Consider the following 21,679-nt stretch of genomic DNA (forward strand, 5'->3'; position numbering starts at 1 on the left):
CCCTGCGTATGCACCTACCATCCTTGTGAATGCAGGCTCTAAGCCTCAGATACTCCGCGGTATAGGTGAATAGGGCGGGGGCCAATCTACATGACAGGCTCTGGTTTAATCCAGTCCTCAGGCTCAAGCGGCCTCCCAATGAACTCGGTAAAGCTTAAAGTATTTCCTAGCTAAAATTCATTTAAATTAATCATACAAGGCTCTATGCCAGTATCCATGATTCCCTCACCTAGGAGCTAGGTGAAGGACCGAAGACTCCAGCACATCCTTAGGCACTGCCGAAATTTGAAGTACGCAAGATATAATAACGAGAGGCACTTATGGCGACAAAAATGATCCTTTTCATCAGCGTCATCGTCCTTGCTCAATTACCATCAGTTTTTGCGCCAAGCCACCGAAACGTTCGATTTTACGCAGCACGGTTTCGTTGAAAACCTGTTGATCGGCCAGTATTTTGACCGATTTCCGGGCGCGGGTAATCGCGGTATAAAGCAATTCTTTGGTTAACACCGGATTATGTTGATCCGGAAGAGCAATAAGAATTTCGTCGAATTCCGAACCCTGGCTTTTATGGATCGTCATTGCATATACGGTTTCGCAATGCGGCAATCTAGCCGGCAAGCATTTTTTGATGCTACCGTCGGGACGTTGGAAAAACACCATCAATTTACCGTTTTGCTCGGCGTCTTTCAGACACAAACCGATATCGCCGTTATATAGTTGCAACGAGGCATCGTTTTGCGTAATCATGACCGGACGTCCATGATACCAAGTCCCGATAGGGTTGATATGACCCGTTGAAGCTAATCGGCGTTCAACTTGGCTATTAATATCGGCGACGCTATATTTTCCGGCCCGATTCGCACAGAGCACTTGAAATCGCTTAAAGACATTAAAAATTTGCTCGATATCATTTGAATTCTCGATCGCGCGTAAATAATCGAGCCGATGACCGGCAATATAGGCGATCGCATCTTGATTCAATAAGCCGATGTTTTCATTAGCCGCCTGCAATGCCGACCAAGCGGCTTCAGGGTGCTGCAAATTGACCGCTTCGGCCAGGTTTTTGATTGTCACATCAAATCGGTGCGCTTTTTTTAGCTCGACAGTATGATCCGGCAACGCTGCGGTCAAGTCTGCCAATACCGCGCCCGATTCGACCGATGCCAATTGATCCTTATCGCCGAGCAAGATCAATCGGGCGCTTGGTTTGAGTGCATCGACCAATTTACTCATCAACGCTAAATCGACCATCGAGGCTTCATCCACTACGACCAAATCGAAAGGCAGGGGTTTTTCGGCGTTATGTCGGAAATAAGGTGAAGGCGGACGAGAACCTAGCAGGCGATGCAGGGTCGTGACCGATTCGGGAAGAGATTGTTTGACAGCTTCCGAGCAAGGCAAGGCACTCTTGCTGTTACCTATCGATTCCTGCAGGCGCATTGCGGCTTTTCCGGTCGGTGCTGCAAGGGCGATGAATAACGGGCGTTGTGCCAATTCCTGCAGCAAAGCCAGAATCTTAACGATAGTTGTGGTTTTACCGGTCCCGGGACCGCCGGTAATGATGCAGAACGTTCGATTAAGCGCGGTTTTGGCTGCTTCACGCTGCCAGTCGGTTTCCGCAAGGGCGGTTGGGAAGTAGCGGTCCAATAAGGCTTCCGCGTCAACAGGGGAGACATTGAAGCGGGTCATTGCACCGATCCGGTTGACTAAGTTTTTTTCATAGGCCCAATAGCGCTGAAGATAAAGCCGATCGTCTTCAACTATTAACGGCGCGGTATCTGACCTCGATGCCAGGCCTGAAGCCATGACTGTTTCCCGGGCTTTCGCATCAATGCGGATACAGCTATGCCCTTGATTTTGCTCGAAGGAAAGACGGGCGATCAGTTTTTCGAAATTATCTTTCGCGGCACCGGTCAAGGCGCTACGGCGACTCAAAAAACGAGAAAAAGCCATATCGAGGCGGGTAAAAGTAGATTCTTCTTTCATTTGTCAGATAAATTTCGGCGCTTGTTGCCGGAAAATGAAGCCCATAGGACGCTTTAAAACATCACGAGAGAAATAGAGGGAGCCCTTATAAGGCAGTGTCTCAATAGCTTTTGGCATGGAGATATTTACCCGAATATTAATTTTGAGTTCTACGACTTAAGTTTAGCTTAATATTCCCAAGGGTAAAATCATTTTGTTGTTAAATAATAAGGCTTTACATTATGAATAAAATCATATTGGCAAGTTCTGTGTTTATGATGAGTAGTCTATTTACTCAGCCGATAAAGACAGTTGAGGCATCCGACCAGCACAAAGCTAAGTTGACTTCGGGCAAAACCGCCGGAAAACCTACAAAAGGGCGATTGGGCCGAGCCTCTTGGTACGGACCTAGATTTCACGGCAAAAAAACCGCGAGCGGACGCAAATTCGATATGTATGCGATGACTGCGGCCCATAAAACGCTGCCGTTGTTATCCTACGTGAAAGTCACCAATCCCAAAAGCCATAAATCGGTTGTCGTACAAATCACCGACCGCGGGCCTTATCATGGTAAAAGGGAACTGGACTTGTCCTATGCCGCCGCCAAGCAAGTCGGCATCCAAAAGCAAGGTGTCGGTTTTGTAGAGATTCAACCGCTGAGCCGCTCTCAAGCAATAGCCGAAATTCGCAACAATGATTCGTAATTGAAACGTATACCTTTCGCACTTCAAATTTCGGCAGTGCCAGAGGAGGCGCCTGATTGCCATGGATGGCGTGTATTAGGGCAATGGAGGGTAGAAAAATGCTCCTGCATTTTCTGCATTCATTACATCCATGTAACTCAGCAATTACCGTGGAGCAAAATATGCCCTGCCGCCGACACCTATCAATCCAGCAACCGAACCTGCTTACCGTATATTAAATATAGGGAAGTTATTTATGACCGAATCCTAAACAGCGTAGCCCGGATGGAGCGAAGCGCAATCCGGGAAGCTCGGAGCCACGCCATTCCCGTATTCCGCTACGTTGCATACGGGCTACATGCTGAATTGGCGCCCCCTAAAAGCCGAAAGCATTGCCTCTGTCTCGTTCCCAAGTTTCAGCTTGGGAATAACTACCGTCAAGCTCTGCTTGCACACACGCCAAAAATCTCCGATAAAGCCTCGATACGTCGTAAATCCGGCCTATCCCGATAAACGCCGCTCATCGGCTGTTCGGGCTGCATGCCGCGCACAAATAAATATAATACCCCGCCGAAATGCTTTTCGTAATCGTAATCGGCCAAGCGTTGCCCCAAAAAGCGGTGCAGCACCAGCGTATAAAGCCAATATTGCAATCCGTAATTATGCTCCCGCATCGCGTCCGTCAACGTTTCCGACCGATAGTCCGGCAGGCTGTTGGTTTTATAATCGATGACGTAATAACGGCCGCCGTATTCGCAAATTAAATCGATGAAACCGGTCAAATAACCGCACATTTGCTTACTGTTCAGCACTTGATAAACGGGAGAGTCCGATAAGATCGCATTGATATGTGCGGCGTTCATCGGCTGCATTGCCAGATAAAACGGCATTTCCTTCAAACATTGCCCATCGGCAATATTCATCAGTAGAAAAGCCGGATCGTCTTCGGCCAAGGGCGTTGTCACAACGGCTTGCAATAAGCGATCGATAGCTTCAGGATGCTCCGTTTGCAAGCCGTAGCGCCGACAGGTGCTATCGCGCAACTCGGCGATGTCCGGCATATCGGCCAAGCACGCGAAATCGAGATGCTCCAGCAAGTCATGCACGACGTTGCCGGTATGCGCGCCTTTCGGCAACTCCTCTTGCATGCCGACCGCCGAAAAGACCGGTTCCGCATCAAGCGAAGCCAATTCGCGGGCCTTATCTTCCGGCAATTCCGGCGCATCCTGTAGGCTTAAGGCCGAGAGTGCCGTGTAACTGCTCATTTGCCAATCGGTGCGTAGCGAACGCAACCTCGACCTTGCCGATAGTCGGGTTTCGTCGAGCCATTTTTCGTAACGGCCATTGGGCTCCGCCGGTAATTCCAATAAACAATATTCGAAAACATGCGGGGCGCGGCTGCAATAATCTTTCAGGATCGATTGTTGCGCGGCAAAATGGCAATCTTCGAAACCGAGTAGCCAAGCCAATGCCGATTGATTCGGAACGTCCTTGCTTCGAACATCGGCCCAGGCCAGATAACTGCGATATTTAGCCCGGGTCAGCGCTACATAACATACGCGCAAATCCTCGGCCAATTCTTCGTCGATCGCTTGCGCGCGGCGGCGTTCGAAATCCTCCGAGCCTAAATCGGCGACGATGCGACCTTGCTCGTGACATTGAATCAAGGGCCGGTCGGTGGAAAACCGGCTGCTGCGTTGCCAGAGGGACGGACAAAAAACAATATTATACTCGAGCCCCTTCGAGCGATGCATCGTGACAATCTTGACCGCTTCATCATCGCTTTCCAAGCGCATGCATTGCTCTTCGAGACTGACTCTGCCGCCCGCCGCATCGGTGATACGCGCGCGCAGCCAATCCAGCGTTTTTCCGATGCCTAAATGCTCGTCGACAGCGGCTTGCTGCACTAACTCGATCAGATGATGCAAGTTGGTCAAGCGGCGCTCGGCAAGACGGCTAGCCGATAGCTGCAAACGTATTTGCTCTTGGTCGAGCAAACGCTGCATCATCGCCATCAGTCCTTGGTTTTGCCAGTGCTGATAATAATTCAAAAAATGCGACAGCCAGGCATCCAAGGCCGCTTCTTGATTCAGCATGCGATATAAAGTCTGCCCATCTAATCCGAACCAGTCGAGAGTTAAGGCTTGCTTCAATAATGCTGTGTCGCCAGGATGAGCAATGGCCTGCAACAAACAAAACAAGTCGGCCGCTTCGGCGGTCGCGAATACCGATTCGGTGCTGTTCAAAACCGAAGGGACGCCGGCTTCGCGCAATGCCGCTTGATATTCCGAGGCTTGCCGGTTGGTTCTGACCAATACCGCGATATCGCCCGGCTGAACTCGCCTGCCGCTATCGCTCAAAAAGTAAGGCTCATTGAGCAATCCGACGATTTCGTTGACGACCTCGGCCTGAAGACATTCGCCGGCTTTGCCGGAACTCCAGTGGCCCTTGTCGCTTTGCGGCAGTTGCCAAAGCACCATCGGCGCCAGCGTCTCTTTTTCGAGACTTAGGGTTTTATCCGCATTGGCGGGAGCGCCTACAACCGGTTGGAATTGCAACTGTTCGAGAAAAAAGGCCCGCTCGCGGCTGAATAAGGCATTCACCGCCTCGACCAGGGGCGGCTGCGAGCGCCAGTTCGTGCCGAGGGTAAACCGATGATGCGCCTGTTGCTGTGCGGCAAGGTAGGAAAAAATATCGGCGCCCCGAAATTTATAGATCGCTTGCTTGGGATCGCCGATCAAATACAAATAATGTGCGCCTGAACCGAATAAGGTTGAAAATATCAGCCACTGATTCTGATCGGTATCCTGAAATTCGTCGATCAATGCGGCCTTGAAGCGTTGCCTCAATTCGGCGGTCAATAATGCCCCTTGATTACCTTGCAAGGCAAGGGCAAGCCGGCTAATCAAATCATCGAACGACAATATATTGAGTTGCTGCATCTGCTTGTCCAGCTCTATGCGGACATGCTCTAACAGCGCTCGACGAAAAACCAGACTGATTCGATCGATCGAGTCGGACAAGGCATCGAAAGGCGTGGTGTCGATTTTCAGTGTTGCCAGATACTCGTGTTTGCGTTGCTCGCCGGTTTGCGTTTTGGTTTTTCTAAACTTGTTACCGTTCAAGCCATCGACCAGGCCGGTTACCGTCAAACATGCAAATGCGTCGGGGCTTGGAAGCTGCAGTGTTTCCTGGTTTAGCCAGGCGCGCAACTCTTGGAGGTGATGTTCAAAAACTTCGGTATACGACGATTTGAAGAAGCCGTCACCAAAGTGGTTTAGCAGTGTTTTAGCGGCCTGATCCAAGTGGATACGCGCTTGCTCTGCCTGCTCCCGGCAAGCGGCTAATGCTTCGTTCGGATCGCGATACTCCGGAAAAATCTCGATGTCGAGCGGAATGCGATCGATGCCGGCTAATAATGCATCCGGAGTTGAGTACGTTGCTGTCAACAAAGCAACTTCCCAGGAGGCCCTTTGATAAATTTGACCACGCCAGAAATCGTCGGCACAGGCTTGCTTGACGATCGCCGCATCGGCGGTCAGTTCGGAATCGAAAAGTTGACCGCTTTCCAGCGCATGCTCCTTCAAGACCCGCTGGCAAAAACCGTGAATCGTAAACACAGCGGCCTGATCGATATCGAGCAGAGCCAACTCCAGTCTTTTTTTGATCCGATCGCGGTCGATCTCGAGCCGGTTTAGCCATTGGATAATCGCGCCGTCAATGTTTTCGGTTTTCCCGCTTACGGCCTGTTTAGCCTCATTGAGCCTGAGTCGGATCCGCTCCTTCAGCTCCTCGGTCGCGACCTTCGTAAAAGTCACTACCAACAATTCGTCGATTTTCATATCGAACTCGACGACAAAGCGCAGCGCCAGCATCGCAATCGCATAGGTTTTACCGGTACCTGCGCTGGCTTCGATTAAGTTAATGCCTTGGCGGCAATCGGTTGTTATCGGGTCGAAATGTTCGGATGGCATGAAGCTTTCAGTGAGGGATTTGGCTTGCTTGAATTTATGTATCGCTTCGCGGGTTTTCCGAGTGAGTCATCAACAATAATCGGCTATGTTTCATCAGCCTCGACCCCAGGCTTGATCGACACCGATCCAAACCGATTTGATACCGAATTGCTTCTTTAAGGTTTCGGAAAAACGTTGGGCTTCCTGCATGCTGCTAAAGCCGGGTATGGTCAATCGATACCAGGTTTTGCCGTCGACTACTACCTCATTAATGTCAACGGTAATACCTTCTTTTCTCAAACGTCCCGCTTTCTTTTCAGCGGTAGCCGCTTTTTGAAAGGCGCCAATATTAATCGAGTAATCCTGAGCTTTTGGGGCATAGCTACGCTGTCGAGTTCCCGATTTAGAATTGGCTGTCGACTTGACCGACAATTGCTTGATTTTATTTTCCAAGTTATTAAATTTATCGAACAAGATTTTTTGCTTTTCGAGCAAGTCATTTATTTTATCAGCCCTAATCACTTTAGGCTCGGTCGAGTCGAGTCGCGCCTCTTTAGCATCGCTCAATTCAGAAACTTGTTGACTCAAGCGCTTAATTTTTGCCGCCAACTCATCATAATGTTGGCGGCCTACGATTTTACCGGGCTGCTGCTGTTGTGCACTCAATCGGGACACTTGCGCTGTAAGATCGGTATTTCGATTGTTACTGATCCAAGCAAAAATCCCGGCGATCAATAACGCAATGATAGCAATACTTAGCGCGGCGATATTGAAGCTTGATGTTTTAGCCTGACTGGCCTCTAATTGCTTTCTGGTAAGTTCGTCAAATTCTGTCACCGGTTTTCTCCATTGTTGGCTAGATTATGCTGATGCAATCGACTCATCGATTTTAAATAAACTCTTTGCTATATCCATAGTAGATCAAAGTTCGGCATGGGGGGTATCCGTGTGAATACATCCTTGTAGATACTCTATGCCAGCTCGATGCTGACCTCACCCGGCGCATCTTCTGGTCCTGCCGAAATTTGAAGCGCGAAAGGTGTAAGAAGCGTTAATTTTTATAATTTGAATGGTACTATGTGGGAATAGACAGTTGAACCATTTCGTCCGTTTTTCGAGGTCATCACTATGGACAAACAAAATTCGAATAATTTCCTGCAAATATTGACCGGGTTTCTGATTCAATTACTGAAATCGCTAAAAACGATGCTGACCGAATTTTTTCGGTCATTATTCAAGGCCGAGCCGGAAAAGGAAATCAACGCGCCGGAAAAGCCTGATAAGAACGATAAATTGACACGCTATTTGTTGATCGGCCTGGGGGTGTTAATGATTTTCTCAATCTTCAATCAGGCTAACGAACTGCAAAAAGACGAACTACCCTACAACCAATTTCTCGAATTGGTTAAGAATAACAAAATCCAACGTGCCGTGGTCACCGAAAAAACGATTACCGGCCTGATCAAACCTGACAACCCGTCCGATTCTCCGCAACACTTCATGACCATTCCTCTGTGGGATGAACATCTCGCCGAGACGCTCGCCGAACATGACGTCGACTACATCGTTAGAAGCGGAGAAAGTTGGCTTGGCAATATATTATTTAATTGGATCATTCCAATGCTGATCTTAGTCGCGATCTGGTCCTGGCTGTTTCGGCGCATGGCCGGCGGAGGGGGCGCGGCCGGTCGCGGCTTTTTGAATATCGGTAATAAAATCAAGATACATCCGGAAACGCAACCGAAAATTACCTTCGACGATGTTGCCGGTAGCGAGAGCGCGAAGCAAGAATTGAAGGAGTCGATCGAATTTCTTAAAGCTCCGGAAAAAATTCAAAAGCTCGGCGGCCGCATGCCGAAAGGTGCATTGCTGGTCGGTCCTCCCGGAACCGGTAAAACCTTGCTGGCAAGGGCGGTGTCGGGCGAAGCCGGCGTGCCGTTTTTCAACATCAGCGGCTCTGAATTTATCGAACTGTTCGTCGGCGTCGGTGCCGCTCGAGTTCGCGATCTGTTCGAACAGGCCCGCCAAAAAGCGCCCTGTATTATCTTTATCGACGAACTCGATGCGATTGGCCGCTCGCGCGGCGGGCCGATGGTGATGGGCGGACATGACGAACGCGAACAAACGCTCAATCAATTGTTGACCGAAATGGATGGTTTCGATCCGTCATCGGGGGTGGTCGTATTGGCCGCGACCAATCGTCCGGAAATTCTAGACAAAGCCTTGCTGCGCGCAGGGCGCTTCGATCGGCAGATTATTGTCGACAAACCGGGTCTCGAAGATCGCATTAAAATTCTCAAACTGCATACCGCTAAAATGCAGCTTGCTTCCGATGTCGATTTGACCGTCGTGGGTAAACGCACACCGGGGCTGGTCGGGGCCGATTTGTCGAATATCGCGAACGAAGCCGCGATTCTAGCCGCGCGCGTCAATCACGACGATGTTCGTATGGAAGACTTCGAAGCGGCGATCGACCGTATTTTGGCCGGCCCCGAGAAAAAATCTCGAGCGCTGGGCCCCGAGGAAAAACGCCGCGTTGCTTACCATGAGGCAGGCCATGCATTGGTCGCGAAGCATGTGCCTACCGGTCAGCCGATTCACAAGGTGTCGATCATTCCGCGCGGCGTTTCGGCTTTGGGTTTTACGTTGCAACTTCCGGTCGAGGAAAAATTTCTGTCCACCGATGCCGAACTTAAAGATCAAATTGCGATTTTGATGGGCGGGCGCATGGCGGAAGCGATCGCATTGGGCAATGTATCGACCGGCGCACAAAACGACTTGGAAAAAGCCAGTGAAATCGCTCGGGCCATGGTGTGTTATTTGGGCATGAGCGCCAAACTCGGCGCGTTGACTTACGGCAAGCGTCAACAACTGCAATTTCTCGAAACCGAAGGGACCGAATATCGCAATTACAGCGAGGAAACCGCTAAGCTGATCGATGCCGAAGTCAAGGCGCTGATCGATGAGGGAATCGAGCGCGCGATGGACATTTTGACAGCCAAACGACATATTCTGGACCGACTCGCCGACATTCTTCAGGAACAAGAAGTGATCCACGGTGAGGATATCGACGCGCTTTTGAGTTAAGGAGAGTCAAAGCGGAAATAGGCAAAGCCAAAAGACATTTATCGGCGAAAAATACTGCTCTCCCTTTAAAAAGGGACCCAGAGCGAATTTGGAGCATCGGTGAGACGAGCTTAACCTCGATCTCATTAATAACAAGGGATGGTATTGGAGTGGACTTCTATGGCAAGAACAATAATAACAATTTTAACTTTTGGGGAGTTTTACTATGAGTATTTTAAAAGAGTTCAAGGAATTCGCGGTCAAGGGCAATGTAATCGACATGGCGGTCGGTATTATTATCGGAGCGGCATTCGGTAAAATCGTTTCGTCATTTGTCGGTGACATTATCATGCCTCCAATCGGAGTTTTGATCGGGGGCGTTGATTTTTCCGATCTGGCTGTTGTGTTAAAGGAAGCCACGGAAGGTGCGGAAGCCGTCACATTAAGTTACGGTAAATTCATTCAAACATTGATCGACTTTACTATCGTCGCTTTTGCGATTTTCATTGCGGTTAAATTTATTAACAAGCTCAAGAGGCAAGAGGCGCCAGCGCCGGAAGTTGAGCCGGAACCTTCCAAAGAAGAACAACTATTAACCGAGATTAGGGATCTGCTCAAAGAGAGAAAATAAAAACACATAAATCTTACTGATTAGTAAGCTTCTTCAGCTAAAGCCCAAAGATCAGCATATCCATAGCAGGACGGGGTTCGCAAGCCATGCGCGTCAAGCTAAAACGGCCAACCCACATCACGCTCTTTCCCAAGCTCCAGCTTGGGAAAGCCCCCCCCCGGAAGCACCCCCTTCGACAAGGCTCTCCTGAGCGCAGCCGAAGGGCTCAGGGCAAGAGCTTCCTGAGACCGACACAACCTTCGCACATTCTCAATCACCCCCGGCTCGCTTGTTCAATCTTTCTTGATTGTCGGGAAGCTAGAGCTTCCTGAACAGGTTACCCAAGCCGGAGCTTGGGTAACAGCATATTTTAGTTTTTGCGACTACGACAGGCCTCTGCTCGGACACTTGGCTTCGGTAAGCTGAAGCATCTTGCTAATCAGGTGGCGGAATGACGGAGTTTCCTTAACTTAATGGCAGTAAGCTTTTCCATCGGCTACCCACAAGGCATTGAAAACATAGTGCAAAGAAAAGTTTTGGCGCTAAGATGTACCCAGCCTTGGTTGTAACGGCTGGGTTAATTATGCTTTGGCAAATAAAAAAGGCAGTTATGTCTGTCGGGAAATGACGGCCAGAAGCGCAGAAGGGAGTCTCGAGCTAACCGAAGAATGAGCTAAAAGCTCATTTGTTACGTAACAAGAAACAATCTATCAATAATTAAGCCTATTGTTAACACAAAGGTAACTCGGTATAGTTGCTCTCAATCCCACTAATTCATACATTTTCACTAGGACATTGCGGAATGACTGATTTTCAGAAAGATATCGCGCTCGGTTTGATGTTTATCATCGGAATTTTCGGATTCATTTCCGGAGCTTTTATCGTTTCAGCAATGACATTTGCCTCAGCCGCGATGTTTAGCATCATGTTTTCCAATCGCCGTATTCGCGATTGATTCTCTCCCTCGTTACCTTTTTTACCTCGTGTGTTGTTTTGCCGGAGCTTTACGCTCCGGCTTTTTTTTGTCCTGCGAAATCTTAGCGCCTAAATTTGATCTACGATGGTTAAACCTAGAAAAAGCATTTCACCATGAAGATCATGAAGAATAGGAAGTTAATTCAATAGCTTATTACGCGTTTGTATAGAACTTTCGCTCACCAAAAAGGTTAGCGAGAAGGATTTGGTAAGTTCTTGGAATCCTTCATGAACTTCATGTGCTTCATGGTTAAACTGCCGAATTCAGGTTAAACATTCGAGCGAATGTGGTCGCGCAAAGTTTATTATTATCCGCGATATTTTATCGTTAGAATAAGTTACGTAATTTTGCTACGGGGCCACAATCATGTCGGGATTTTTCGCCACCATCAACCGTTTGAAATATATTCAACGTTGGGGGCTTAAGCGTAATTCGATCAATGAAAACGTCAAGGAACATTCATTCGATGTCTGCGTGATAGCGCATTTATTATGCACCATCAAAAACGAGCTATTCGGCGGGGCGATCGACCCCGGCGAGGTCGTTTTGGCCGCGCTTTATCACGATGCGCACGAAAGCATTACCGGAGATCTGCCGACGCCGATCAAAAAATTCAATCCAGGGATATTAAATCATTATAAGGACATCGAGTCGGTCGCCTCGCAGGCCTTAGTCGATACCTTGCCCGATGCGTTAAAAGACGATCTGTATAACTATGTCACCGAGTCCTGCGAGGAGTCGATTACCGAATTGGTCAAGGCTGCCGATACGATCAGCGCCTATGTCAAATGCGTCGAAGAGACTCGGGCCGGCAATTTCGAGTTTAAGGATGCCATGGACGACATTGAAATACGACTCAACAAGATCGATTTACCGGAGGTCGATTATTTTCGGGAACATTTCCTTCCGGCCGTGCATTTAACGGTGGATCAGCTGTATCAAGGAGAATAATGGCGGTTAGGATTTGGCCGTAAATAACTTGCCTATTTTTCGGAGGGTTCGGTTGCTCGATTGGCAGGTGTCGGCGGCAGGGAAAGCCGCCGTCAAGCCTACACGGACGTATTCACGGCGTCCTGTCAAGCGAGTTACCGAACCCTCAACAAAGCTCATAGTTCCAGGACGTTATTTATCACGAAATCCTTAGTAGGTAGCTGGTAGCAGGGATTCTATGTTTGCCCAAGCGTTTCGATATATCGCCAGAATTCGGCCTGCTGTCTAATTCCCAACACTTTTTGTGCGGCCTGTACGCCGGAGACGCTGACGCCGTATACGCCGCCCCCCGGCGAAGTCCAATGGCCGGCGAAATAGAGCCCCGGCAGCGGCGATTGATTGGGAAGGCGCGCAGGTCCCACTTGACTCGGCGACACGTCCCAGCCGTAAGCCGCGCCTTGAAAATTTTGCGTGTAGCGGCGCATCGTCGCCGGAGACCCGCCTTCGATAAACAAGACATGATCCTCGAGCCCGGGGATATACTTTCCGGCCAGTTTCAGCATCGCATCCATATAGCCCGGCTTGGCCTGTTGCCAAGAGTCCGTTGCTTGATAAGGCAGCAAGGTCGTCAGCATCAAAAGATGCTGACCTGGCGGGGCCAGATTCGGGTCGACCAGCGTCGGCGCGGTGATACTGAGCCAAGTAATCTCGCCGTTGCAGGTCGCGGCAAAATTCTTCTCATGATCGAAGTCTTGGAAACAAAACGACTCGTGAGCCAATTTCTGCGCGATGAGATCGATATCGGTCGCGATATAGACCGCGAAAATCGACAAAGAATGCCGCATTTTTTTGATGCGTTGAATATAACGCGGCGGAAAATGCTGTTCGCCGATCATATCGCAAACCGTATGCCGTATGTCGGCATTGGCGATCACGACCGGCGCGGCAAGCATTTCATTTTTTACCTCGACACCGGCAACCCTTCCGTTTTCGATCAGAATTTTATCGACTGGCGCTTTGAAGCGGATCTCGCCACCGTGCTGTGCGAGACCGTCGACCAGCGTATCTGCCAAATGCTGGAAACCGCCCTTGCAGTAATAAGCGCCGTCGACCATATAGCCAATCAACATCGTGGACCAATAGACAAATGAGACTTCCGAAGGCGGCAGGCCAAGATAAGGCCAATTGCTTGCGAAGAGCCCCAGTAATTTCGGGTTGGCGATGAACTTCCGCGCCACTTCGGCTAGGGTTGCCTTGCGGTATTTGCATAAGGCCGGTAGCAAGCGTTGCGTCTCGGCAAAATTAGTACTGGCCATGATTTCATCGGCGACGGTGATTTCTTCGGCCACCTGCAGACATAAACGGGTCAAGTCGCGCAGACCCTGCCGTTCTTCAGGAAACAGCCGTCCCAGTCGATCGCAAAATGCCTCGACCGACTGCGGCAAAGCGGTGTCCAAATCCGGATAACGGGCATGGCTGAATGGGTCTATGTTGATGAATTCGATACTGTGTTCGACATCGAGCGCCTGTAACACCTTGTAGATGATTTGTCCGCCCCGGTAACCGTCAGGGCCGCAGCCGCTGATCAAATGCACGCCGGAATCGAAACGGTATTTTTTGCGCCTGAATCCGTGCGCATAACCACCCGGCCGGTCATGGCTTTCGAGTACCAACACCGACTTACCGGATTTCGCGAGCAAGCCGGCCGCAGTCAAGCCGCCGATGCCGCTACCGATCACGATGACATCATAGTCCGTCACGATGCTGTCGAATCCAAAATTGTATGTTTATTTTTTACCATGAATCTAAATTCGGCAGTTTTACCATGAAGCACATGAAGTTCATGAAGGATTTCAAGAAATTACCTACCTTCTCGCTAACCTTTTTGGTGAGCGAAAGTTCTATATAAACGCGTAATAATTTATTGAATTAACTTCCTATTCTTCATGATCTTCATGGTGAAATGCTTTTTCTAGGATGAAGAACATGAAGAAATTGAAGAGTTTGGTTTGTTCGGCAAAGAATATGTCATAAAACAAAACTTCTAAGCCCTTGCTTCAAAAGCTTGACATTAAAGTTGATTAAAAAACCTTGTTTGATATTCATCAATTTCATATAAGTCAAAAGCTGCGCTTCATGAATACTTTTCAATTGATCTACGCTCTTTAATTCCAAAATGATTTGATTTTCAATCAATAGGTCCAATTTATAACCACAATCCAAATGAATCCCTTTGTATTGAACTGGCAAAGGATACTCCGTTTTGAACTCAATCTGATTGATATTGAGTTCGTGAGCAAGGCAATTTAGATAAGTTGATTCCAACAAGCCAGGGCCAAGAGTTCTATGAACTTCGATTGCACAGCCAATGACTTTAGTCGACACATCACTAAATTCTCTTCCCTTCATTATCTTCATACCCTTCATGGTGATGAAAAAATGATAAATGAAGGCTTTCATGATGCGAATAGCTCCAGTTTTTCGAACAAAATCGGCGGCGATTCGTAGCACATTTCGCCGCCGGAGATCTCGACCGCGACTTGGTAGGTATAGCCGCGCGTCAAGCGCGCGCCGGTTTGTTTGTCGAGAATCAGATAATTGATTTTCATGCGGTTTTCCCATTCGGTCAATTCGGCATGCACGATGATTTTTTGACCGAACTTCGCCGGTTTCGCATAGCGGACGCGCACGTCGACGACCGGCCAGGCATAGCCGGATTCGCGCATTTGCATATAGCCGTAATCGATCTTATCGAGCAGTGCGCAGCGGGCGATTTCGAAATATTTCAGATAATGGCCGTGCCAGACGATTTCCATCAGGTCGACATCGAAAAACGGCACTTCGATTTCGACTTCGCAGGAGACGATGGCCTTAGTCATACAGAACCCAATGCCGGTCGCGGATCAATTGCAGACAGAGGCGCAATTCCCGTTCCAATGCTCGGTCGGCTTCGAGAAAACCGATCTCGGCCCTCACTTGTTGCAGCGTATGCTTGAGACCGGCGCTCAAACCCGGCCGTCCCCCACGCAATTCGACGCCCTGGATGACGGCGATCAAAACGGCCGCAGCGACCTGCTCGGTCAATTCGATGATGCGCACGCAGTCACGCGCGGCAATCGTGCCCATGCTGACCTTGTCCTGATTGTGGCATTCGGTCGAACGCGAAAACACGCTGGCCGGCATCGTCAGCTTCAAGGCCTCAGCGGTCCAGGCCGACACGGCGATCTGGACCGCTTTGAAACCGTGATTTAGCATCGCCTCGTCGCCTCTCGCGCCGGACAGATTGGCCGGCAAACCGTGGTTGAACTTGGTGTCCATCAACTGCGCCATTTGCCGGTCCATCAGGTCGGCCAGATTCGCGACCGCCGTTTTTAAGCTGTCCATCGCGAACGCGATATGACCGCCGTAAAAATGTCCGCCGTGCAAGACATGCTCGCCTTCGGCGTCGATAATCGGGTTGTCGTTCGCGCTGTTCAATTCGTTTTCGATAAATTGCCTTAGCCACGGCAGCGCGTCTTCCAAGACGCCGATCACATGCGGCGCGCAGCGTAGCGAATAGCGGTCCTGCAGGCGCGTATCGTTGCGTGGCGTCTGTTCGGTGACATGCAAGTCGTCTCGAATACGCGCCGCGACCTTGATTTGCCCGGCATGCGGCTTGACCGAGAACAGCTTTTCGTCGAAATGATAGGCGTTGCCGTTCAGCGCGACCGACGCCAGCGCGGTGATGCGCGTGCATAATTGCGACAAATAGGCCGCGCGTTGAAATGCCAGGCAGGCCACCGCCGTCATCGCCGCCGTACCGTTCATGATCGCGAGGCCTTCCTTCGGTTTCAGCGTCAACGGAGCGATGCCCAATGTCGCCAGCACTTTCGCGGCTTCCTGCTTCTCGCCGCGAAAGATTACTTCGCGCTCACCGGCCAGAACCGCCGCTAGATAAGACAATGGCGTCAAGTCGCCGCTGGCGCCGACCGAACCTTCCTGCGGAATCAACGGCAGCACATCGTGTTTCAGTAATTCGGCGATCTGTTGCAGCAAGCGGTAACGTACGCCGGAAAAACCCCGTGCAAGGCTGTTCAAACGCACCGCCATGATCGCGCGGGTTTGTTGTTCGTCGAAATGCGCGCCGAGACCGCAGCCGTGGAAGGTATAAAGATGCCGCGACAAGTCGAAGGTCTTGTCCAGCGGGATCGACACAGTGCAAGAGTCTCCGTATCCGGTCGTGACGCCGTAGACGAAGCCTTCTTCGCGCAGCAGCGTTTCGATGAATTCGGCGCCCTTGTCGATGCGCGCGACGAAGGCCGGCTCATCGCTCAATTCGACCCGATGCGAGCGATCCGCAAGCGCAGTAATATCTTCGATCGTCAAGTCTTGTCCGTCGACGATTACGGTCCGTTTAGTCATTAGCGGCTAGCAAAAAGATCAATTAAATCAATTGATAAGTCGGGAAATAGATAAGATGATGCCGACTTATCGGCAAACATGGCCTTGAGCCGATACTGCCCTGCAGCATCGAGAACAAACTGGTGAATCGCTTGTTGTTCCGGGTAAACCAACCAATATTCTTGTACGCCGCATTCTTGATAAAGCTGATATTTGATTTGCATCTCCCGCTTGGAATTGCCTGGAGAAAGAATTTCGATAATCCAATCCGGCGCGCCGTTGCAGCCTTGTTTATCCAAAATTTCAGGATTACAAATGACGCATAAATCCGGTTGTACGACGGTAAAAATTTCCTGACTACTCAGCACGGATTTATTTCTATCGTATAAACGCACGTCGAAAGGTGCCGGAAAAATTTCGCATCGCTTATTTTTCAAATGGAGGTCGATGCCGACCAGTAGTTTTCTTTCAATACGTTGGTGCCGGACGCTCGGCGCGGGCGACATCAACATGACCTTGCCTTTGATCAATTCAATGGTTTCTTTGATTTGCCAGGTTAAATAATCGGCATAGCTATAGGTTTGCTCAGGGTCGAGTTGCGACAAATCGGTGATTTTAGGCATGATATTTAGCTTTGTATAATTGTAGCCGGGGGCGAAGTGCTAAGAGCATGACATCCTATCATATTGCCCCTTAGCCATTTCCATCCAGCCAAAAATCGTAAAAATTGAACCACTGTAGCGGTTCCAGCAGACAATAGTGCTGCAAGCGGTCGGCATAGTCCTGAGCATAACGCCCGGTACGCTCGTCGCGAAGTTTTCTCGGTAGATTCAGGCCGTCGCTGAAATGATCGAAATAAATCGCTTGCTTGCCCTGACGCTTCAAGCAAAACAAGGTATAGACCGGACATTTCAGCAGCGACGCCAAGATATACGGCCCTTGCGGAAACAGTGCCGTTGCGCCCAAAAAGCGCGCTTTGGCGATACGCCCTTGCCCTGTGACCGGAATTCTGTCGGCGGCGATCACGACCAGTTCGCCGGCTTCGATTTTGTCTTGCAGCAGCATTGCGGTCGCGGCGTTCATTTCAGTGACTTGAATCAGATTCATACGCCCGGATTCGGCATAACGGTTCAGCAGCGCATTGAATTTTTCGGCATGCTTGGTATGCACCAACACATTAACCGTGACGTTTTTGCGCAGCTTGGCGATGACTCGGCACACCTCCATGTTGCCCAGGTGCGAACCCAGGATCAAAACGCCTTGGCCGTGTTCGAGATGGCTGACGATGGCGTCTCGGCCGTGGTATTCGACATCATCCAACGAGATCGCGCCGCTCCAGGCCGCCAGTTTATCGATGATCGCATTCGCGAAAGCGATGAAATGTAAATAACTACCGTAGCGTCCGCCTCGTATCGTGTCTGCGGGCAGAAGGGCCGATACGCGCCGCAAATAATCGATGCTGGCAGTACGCGCTTTATCGTTGAGCAGCCAGTAATAACTGACCACCGGATACAAAAACACTTGCAGCACACGGCGTCCGAATAACAGATAGACCTTGAGCAGCAGCTGCATGCCCCAGATGACGCCGCGTTCCTCCATGTTGGCCCAATGTTTCATCGCCAATGCCTCATCAACAGGCGCGGCAGACGGATGAGCATGCCGAAGAACAATTGCGCATGCTTTCGCGAAATCAATAGGTTGTCGCGCAGCATGTCGAAATGCGAAACGCCGTCCAGCGGATACTGCACGTCCGTATCGATATTGACTACATCGACGCCCTGCCAATAAAGGCGCACGGCGATTTCGATGTCGAAGTCCATGCGCAGGCCCATGCGGGTCGATTTCAGCAAGGGTTCGACCGCCGCGAGTGGATAGCAGCGAAAACCGCACATGCCGTCGGCGATCGAAAGCGACAGCGTGTTGATCCAAATCCACAGGTTCGTGAATTGACGCCCGTACAAGCGCCCCTTAGGCACGGTGTCATCGAAACGAGGTTTGCCGAGAATCAGCCGGTTTGGGTGTCGTTCGGCCGCCTTAAGCAGACGTTCGATGTCCTCGAGCCGGTGTTGTCCGTCGGCATCGACCTGCAGCGCATGGCTAAAGCCATCGGAAATCGCCAGGCGCAAACCGTCGATGACCGCCGCGCCTTTGCCGCCGTTTTCTGGGCGTTCGAATAATACGACCCAATCCTGTTCACGTTCGGCCAATTGCTTCAACACCGAAGTGCAGGACGGCGTGCTGCCGTCGTTGATCAGATAGCAAGGCAGGCCGTAGGGTTTCAATTGTTCGACAACCATACCGACCGCGTCTTCGTGATTGTAAACCGGGACAATGACGCAAACTTTCATGAGCGTGCTCCGTATACCATACGGCCGGAACTGTGTGATTCGCTGATCGAACTCAGATCGAAATAGAGCTTGCCGCTTTCGGTTCGCCATTCCAGCGTCATCTTGATCAAGGCATCCGGTAGAATGATTTTTTTGAATTTAACCGCTTCCATTGTCAGAAAAGGTTGTTCGATCGAAAAAAACAGTTTGCCGTAATGTTCCGCCCAAGCCAATTGCGTCACGCCCGGCAGAATCGGCATGCCGGGGAAATGGCCGTCGAAATAGACCAGTTCGGGTTGAATGCGAAATTCCAGTACGGCGCGGTTGATCGCGATTCGGCAGTATAGCAATTGAGGATAGCGGGCCGAGTCCAACGAGAACAATTGCCGAAGTAAAGCATGATCAATTTTGCCTTGTCGTGTCATCGGCAAGGCGTCGAAGAACAACCATTTGCGCGGCAATACCACCGATTCGAAAGCCCGTTGCAATTGCCGCCGCAATGACTTGAATATAGCCGCTCGGCCTTGCTGGCGTAGAGCCTCCAAGCCGCTTTCGGTCAACACGATAGCGGCCGCAATACGGTCCCGCCTGTTGCTAAGGAGCAAACAGTGCGCTTGCTCGACCCAATCGGATTGAGTCAAGGCGTTTTCCAATGCATCCAACGACAAGCGTTTTTCCTCCACCTTGACGATGCGGTCGATCCGGCCCAGCAAGCTAAAGCGTCCGTCGTCGTGCAACACAATCCGGTCATCCATCGGGTAGGCGCTTGCGTCTGGCAAGTACGGCGATGTCAGCAAACAGCGGCCATTTTCGCTCCGGCTTAGTTCGATTCCGGCAAAGGGGGTCCATCGCGGATCTTGAACGGAGCAGCGCCACGCAATGCCGCCGGTTTCGGAACTGCCGTAGACTTCGATGACCCGCTGTCCGCAGTGCCGCTCGATTTGCGCTGCGGCGTCCGGCGGTAACGGCCCGCCCGAACTGAAAATAGCGCTGAACTCGGCTAATTGATCCCATGCGGTCAGCTCATCGAGTCTTTTCAATTGCGCGGGGCTCGCGGCCCAATAGGCGGGTTGGCCTGCCAAGGCTTTCAACATCGGCTCGGGACTCAAAAATAGCTGGCTATGAAAACAGCGCCCCGACGCCAGCGGCCATAGCAGCCTGAACAACAATCCGTAAATATGCTGATGACTGACGGTCGCGGCCGCCGCCGACTCTCCCAACAGTCGGCCCCACTGGGCTTCCAAGGCATCGATCTCGCGTTGCAATTGCAGCAAGGTCTTGACGATGACCTTAGGTCTGCCGTTCGAACCGGAGGTAAAAAGCGTCAATTGCGTATCGGCCGGGCTCAGTGCATGCCATTCGATGTTTGCTTCGGAAGGGCTCGGCAATGGCGATTCGCGCCCTTGCCAGGCACCGATCAACACGTAGCCTTGCTCGGCCAGCTCGTCGGCGGTCGCTGGGCAGTTATTGCCGGGAATGATGACTTTTTTGTCTGAATGCCACAAGGCAAACAGCAGCACCGCGAATAAATAGGCATCTTCATGATAGAGAGCATAGTAAGCCTGCGTCCGGCATTGTAATGCCGAGGCGGCGGCCGCGACATCGGCGCAAAAGCGTCTCCGGTCCAATATTTGACCTGCATGCACGGCGAGAGTCCGTTCGGGATGCGCGGGTAATGCGCAGCGGCTCAGCGGAGTCGGTTCAGCGCACATGACCCTGCGTCCTGATTCGCACCCAATATTCGATCGCCATCAATAATCCCATCAACACATAAGCCAGCAGGCCATTATACAGGCTCCAGCAGGTAAAACTGCACCAGACCGCGGTCGCGGCGGCAATGAGGCCGTTCAGCAAAAAAAACACGCACCAGACTTGGGTAACCCTTCTGGTGTATAGCACGCCTTGCGGAGGCAAATCGGGATGTTGAAGACGCGCCAATCGTTCGATCATCGGCGGCGGAAAATACAGGCTCGAAGCAAACACCAATAGCAAGCTCAGATTCATTAAGGCGGGATAAAACCGTAGCGTGATCTCGTCATTATTCCAGACAGCCACGCCGCAAAACAGTAACGCGGCGATGATTAAGACTTGATTGGCCGCGCCGTTAGTCCGGCCGCAAACCAGGCGCACGAGCAACAACGCGGCCAAGGCCATGGCAATCTGCCAGGGCTGCACCGATTGAATGCCGTAATAAACGGCCAGCGGATATAACAGCATCAAGACACCGATGGCGCCGTTAAGCCATTTGCGCATCAGCTATGGATCAGTTTATCGACGGCTTCGACGACATCGCCTACGGTGCGTGCGTTCTTAAAATCTTCCGGCTTCACGGCCTTGCCGGTCAATTCCTTGAGTTTGACGATCATGTCGACCGCATCGATACTGTCGAAATCGAGGTCTTCATAAAGACGGGCTTCCGGCGTCACATCGTCCGCGTCTATCTCGAACATCTCCTGCATGATGTCCCTGATCATTTGCAGAATGTCATCGCGATTGTTCATGCTGCCCTCTGCTCGGAATCAATGAATTCAGCCAGCGCGGCGACTGAGGCGAAAATATTTACCACGTCGTCTTTTTCCGAATCGATCCGGATATTGTATTTTTTTCGGATCGCGAGGCCCAGTTCCAAGGCGTCGATCGAATCCAGCCCCAAACCGTCGTTAAACAAGGCTTCGTGACTATCGATATCGTCAACGCCGATATCCTCCAAATCGAGCGACTCGATAATCAATTTTTTTAATTCATTTTCCAAACTGCTCATACATTTCTCTAAAAATTATATCAAT

General features: G+C 50.6%; 19 protein-coding genes. 5 read left to right on the plus strand and 14 right to left on the minus strand.

All coding sequences use genetic code 11. From position 1 onward, the window contains the following. Positions 1-351 precede the first annotated feature (351 nt). Positions 352-1,989 carry an exodeoxyribonuclease V subunit alpha gene (recD, locus tag WJM45_RS18885; RefSeq protein ID WP_341326567.1) on the minus strand — a complete coding sequence of 546 codons (1,638 nt, stop codon included), beginning with the start codon at positions 1,987-1,989 and terminating at the stop codon, positions 352-354. A gap of 221 nt (positions 1,990-2,210) precedes the next feature. Here recD and WJM45_RS18890 point away from each other — a divergent pair, with 221 nt between their 5' ends. After that, on the plus strand, positions 2,211-2,672 hold the full coding sequence (locus WJM45_RS18890) for a septal ring lytic transglycosylase RlpA family protein (RefSeq protein ID WP_341326568.1): 462 nt from the start codon (positions 2,211-2,213) through the stop codon (positions 2,670-2,672). Between the two features lie 416 nt (positions 2,673-3,088). Here WJM45_RS18890 and recB read toward each other — a convergent pair whose 3' ends face one another. Together recB and WJM45_RS18900 are read right to left on the minus strand one after the other, a co-directional pair. Beyond that, positions 3,089-6,625 (minus strand): exodeoxyribonuclease V subunit beta, encoded by a 3,537-nt coding sequence (gene recB / locus WJM45_RS18895; protein WP_341326569.1) that lies wholly within the window; start codon positions 6,623-6,625, stop codon positions 3,089-3,091. Positions 6,626-6,718: 93 nt separating this feature from the next. Then, positions 6,719-7,441, minus strand: coding sequence for an SPOR domain-containing protein (locus WJM45_RS18900; RefSeq protein ID WP_341326570.1), 723 nt, complete (start codon positions 7,439-7,441; stop codon positions 6,719-6,721). A 291-nt stretch (positions 7,442-7,732) separates the two neighbouring features. On the opposite strand from WJM45_RS18900, the gene ftsH reads away from it, so the two are divergent. The 4 genes from ftsH to yfbR all read left to right on the plus strand — a co-directional run bounded on the left by ftsH (position 7,733) and on the right by yfbR (position 12,207). Continuing rightward, entirely contained in the window at positions 7,733-9,691 is a 1,959-nt protein-coding gene (gene ftsH, locus WJM45_RS18905) for an ATP-dependent zinc metalloprotease FtsH (protein WP_341326571.1), read from the plus strand. A gap of 205 nt (positions 9,692-9,896) precedes the next feature. Continuing rightward, positions 9,897-10,301 (plus strand): large-conductance mechanosensitive channel protein MscL, encoded by a 405-nt coding sequence (gene mscL, locus WJM45_RS18910; protein WP_341326572.1) that lies wholly within the window; start codon positions 9,897-9,899, stop codon positions 10,299-10,301. 781 nt (positions 10,302-11,082) lie between these two features. Then, positions 11,083-11,235: a hypothetical protein gene (locus tag WJM45_RS18915; protein WP_017841142.1), complete on the plus strand. Its 153-nt coding sequence runs from the start codon at positions 11,083-11,085 to the stop codon at positions 11,233-11,235. 387 nt (positions 11,236-11,622) lie between these two features. Then, entirely contained in the window at positions 11,623-12,207 is a 585-nt protein-coding gene (gene yfbR / locus WJM45_RS18920; RefSeq protein WP_341326573.1) for a 5'-deoxynucleotidase, read from the plus strand. A 215-nt stretch (positions 12,208-12,422) separates the two neighbouring features. Here the strand turns inward: yfbR and WJM45_RS18925 are convergent, their stop codons facing one another. The 11 genes from WJM45_RS18925 to WJM45_RS18975 form a co-directional block, all read right to left on the minus strand. Next, positions 12,423-13,946: an NAD(P)/FAD-dependent oxidoreductase gene (locus WJM45_RS18925; RefSeq protein ID WP_341326574.1), complete on the minus strand. Its 1,524-nt coding sequence runs from the start codon at positions 13,944-13,946 to the stop codon at positions 12,423-12,425. A gap of 268 nt (positions 13,947-14,214) precedes the next feature. Continuing rightward, a complete protein-coding gene (locus tag WJM45_RS18930) occupies positions 14,215-14,646 on the minus strand; it encodes a GxxExxY protein (protein WP_341326575.1) in 432 nt (143 codons plus the stop codon). Further along, complete coding sequence (locus WJM45_RS18935) at positions 14,643-15,065, minus strand: acyl-CoA thioesterase (protein WP_341326576.1); 423 nt, start codon at positions 15,063-15,065, stop codon at positions 14,643-14,645. The genes WJM45_RS18930 and WJM45_RS18935 overlap by 4 nt, the downstream gene beginning before the upstream one ends. Beyond that, positions 15,058-16,587 (minus strand): aromatic amino acid ammonia-lyase, encoded by a 1,530-nt coding sequence (locus tag WJM45_RS18940; RefSeq protein WP_341326577.1) that lies wholly within the window; start codon positions 16,585-16,587, stop codon positions 15,058-15,060. Before WJM45_RS18940 ends, WJM45_RS18935 begins: the two co-directional genes overlap by 8 nt. Then, complete coding sequence (locus tag WJM45_RS18945) at positions 16,587-17,189, minus strand: Uma2 family endonuclease (RefSeq protein WP_341326578.1); 603 nt, start codon at positions 17,187-17,189, stop codon at positions 16,587-16,589. Before WJM45_RS18945 ends, WJM45_RS18940 begins: the two co-directional genes overlap by 1 nt. Positions 17,190-17,259: 70 nt before the next feature. Continuing rightward, a complete protein-coding gene (locus WJM45_RS18950; protein ID WP_341326579.1) occupies positions 17,260-18,183 on the minus strand; it encodes a hypothetical protein in 924 nt (307 codons plus the stop codon). Further along, positions 18,180-18,914 carry a glycosyltransferase family 2 protein gene (locus tag WJM45_RS18955; protein WP_341326580.1) on the minus strand — a complete coding sequence of 245 codons (735 nt, stop codon included), beginning with the start codon at positions 18,912-18,914 and terminating at the stop codon, positions 18,180-18,182. Before WJM45_RS18955 ends, WJM45_RS18950 begins: the two co-directional genes overlap by 4 nt. Next, on the minus strand, positions 18,911-20,605 hold the full coding sequence (locus tag WJM45_RS18960; protein ID WP_341326581.1) for an AMP-binding protein: 1,695 nt from the start codon (positions 20,603-20,605) through the stop codon (positions 18,911-18,913). The genes WJM45_RS18955 and WJM45_RS18960 overlap by 4 nt, the downstream gene beginning before the upstream one ends. Continuing rightward, positions 20,595-21,146, minus strand: coding sequence for a hypothetical protein (locus WJM45_RS18965; RefSeq protein WP_341326582.1), 552 nt, complete (start codon positions 21,144-21,146; stop codon positions 20,595-20,597). Before WJM45_RS18965 ends, WJM45_RS18960 begins: the two co-directional genes overlap by 11 nt. Next, entirely contained in the window at positions 21,146-21,394 is a 249-nt protein-coding gene (locus tag WJM45_RS18970; protein ID WP_341326583.1) for an acyl carrier protein, read from the minus strand. Before WJM45_RS18970 ends, WJM45_RS18965 begins: the two co-directional genes overlap by 1 nt. Further along, entirely contained in the window at positions 21,391-21,654 is a 264-nt protein-coding gene (locus WJM45_RS18975; RefSeq protein ID WP_341326584.1) for a phosphopantetheine-binding protein, read from the minus strand. The genes WJM45_RS18970 and WJM45_RS18975 overlap by 4 nt, the downstream gene beginning before the upstream one ends. Between the last annotated feature and the right edge of the window lie 25 nt (positions 21,655-21,679).

Source organism: Methylotuvimicrobium sp. KM2, assembly GCF_038051925.1.
In the GTDB taxonomy this organism is placed as follows: Bacteria; Pseudomonadota; Gammaproteobacteria; order Methylococcales; family Methylomonadaceae; genus Methylotuvimicrobium.

Bases quoted from the DNA above. Each gene is read 5' to 3' on its own strand.
- recD (WP_341326567.1), bottom strand. From the start codon at position 1,989: ATGAAAGAAGAATCTACTTTTACCCGCCTCGATATGGCTTTTTCTCGT.
- WJM45_RS18890 (WP_341326568.1), top strand. From the start codon at position 2,211: ATGAATAAAATCATATTGGCAAGTTCTGTGTTTATGATGAGTAGTCTA.
- recB (WP_341326569.1), bottom strand. From the start codon at position 6,625: ATGCCATCCGAACATTTCGACCCGATAACAACCGATTGCCGCCAAGGC.
- ftsH (WP_341326571.1), top strand. From the start codon at position 7,733: ATGGACAAACAAAATTCGAATAATTTCCTGCAAATATTGACCGGGTTT.
- mscL (WP_341326572.1), top strand. From the start codon at position 9,897: ATGAGTATTTTAAAAGAGTTCAAGGAATTCGCGGTCAAGGGCAATGTA.
- WJM45_RS18915 (WP_017841142.1), top strand. From the start codon at position 11,083: ATGACTGATTTTCAGAAAGATATCGCGCTCGGTTTGATGTTTATCATC.
- yfbR (WP_341326573.1), top strand. From the start codon at position 11,623: ATGTCGGGATTTTTCGCCACCATCAACCGTTTGAAATATATTCAACGT.
- WJM45_RS18930 (WP_341326575.1), bottom strand. From the start codon at position 14,646: ATGAAAGCCTTCATTTATCATTTTTTCATCACCATGAAGGGTATGAAG.
- WJM45_RS18935 (WP_341326576.1), bottom strand. From the start codon at position 15,065: ATGACTAAGGCCATCGTCTCCTGCGAAGTCGAAATCGAAGTGCCGTTT.
- WJM45_RS18940 (WP_341326577.1), bottom strand. From the start codon at position 16,587: ATGACTAAACGGACCGTAATCGTCGACGGACAAGACTTGACGATCGAA.
- WJM45_RS18945 (WP_341326578.1), bottom strand. From the start codon at position 17,189: ATGCCTAAAATCACCGATTTGTCGCAACTCGACCCTGAGCAAACCTAT.
- WJM45_RS18950 (WP_341326579.1), bottom strand. From the start codon at position 18,183: ATGAAACATTGGGCCAACATGGAGGAACGCGGCGTCATCTGGGGCATG.
- WJM45_RS18955 (WP_341326580.1), bottom strand. From the start codon at position 18,914: ATGAAAGTTTGCGTCATTGTCCCGGTTTACAATCACGAAGACGCGGTC.
- WJM45_RS18960 (WP_341326581.1), bottom strand. From the start codon at position 20,605: ATGTGCGCTGAACCGACTCCGCTGAGCCGCTGCGCATTACCCGCGCAT.
- WJM45_RS18965 (WP_341326582.1), bottom strand. From the start codon at position 21,146: ATGCGCAAATGGCTTAACGGCGCCATCGGTGTCTTGATGCTGTTATAT.
- WJM45_RS18970 (WP_341326583.1), bottom strand. From the start codon at position 21,394: ATGAACAATCGCGATGACATTCTGCAAATGATCAGGGACATCATGCAG.
- WJM45_RS18975 (WP_341326584.1), bottom strand. From the start codon at position 21,654: ATGAGCAGTTTGGAAAATGAATTAAAAAAATTGATTATCGAGTCGCTC.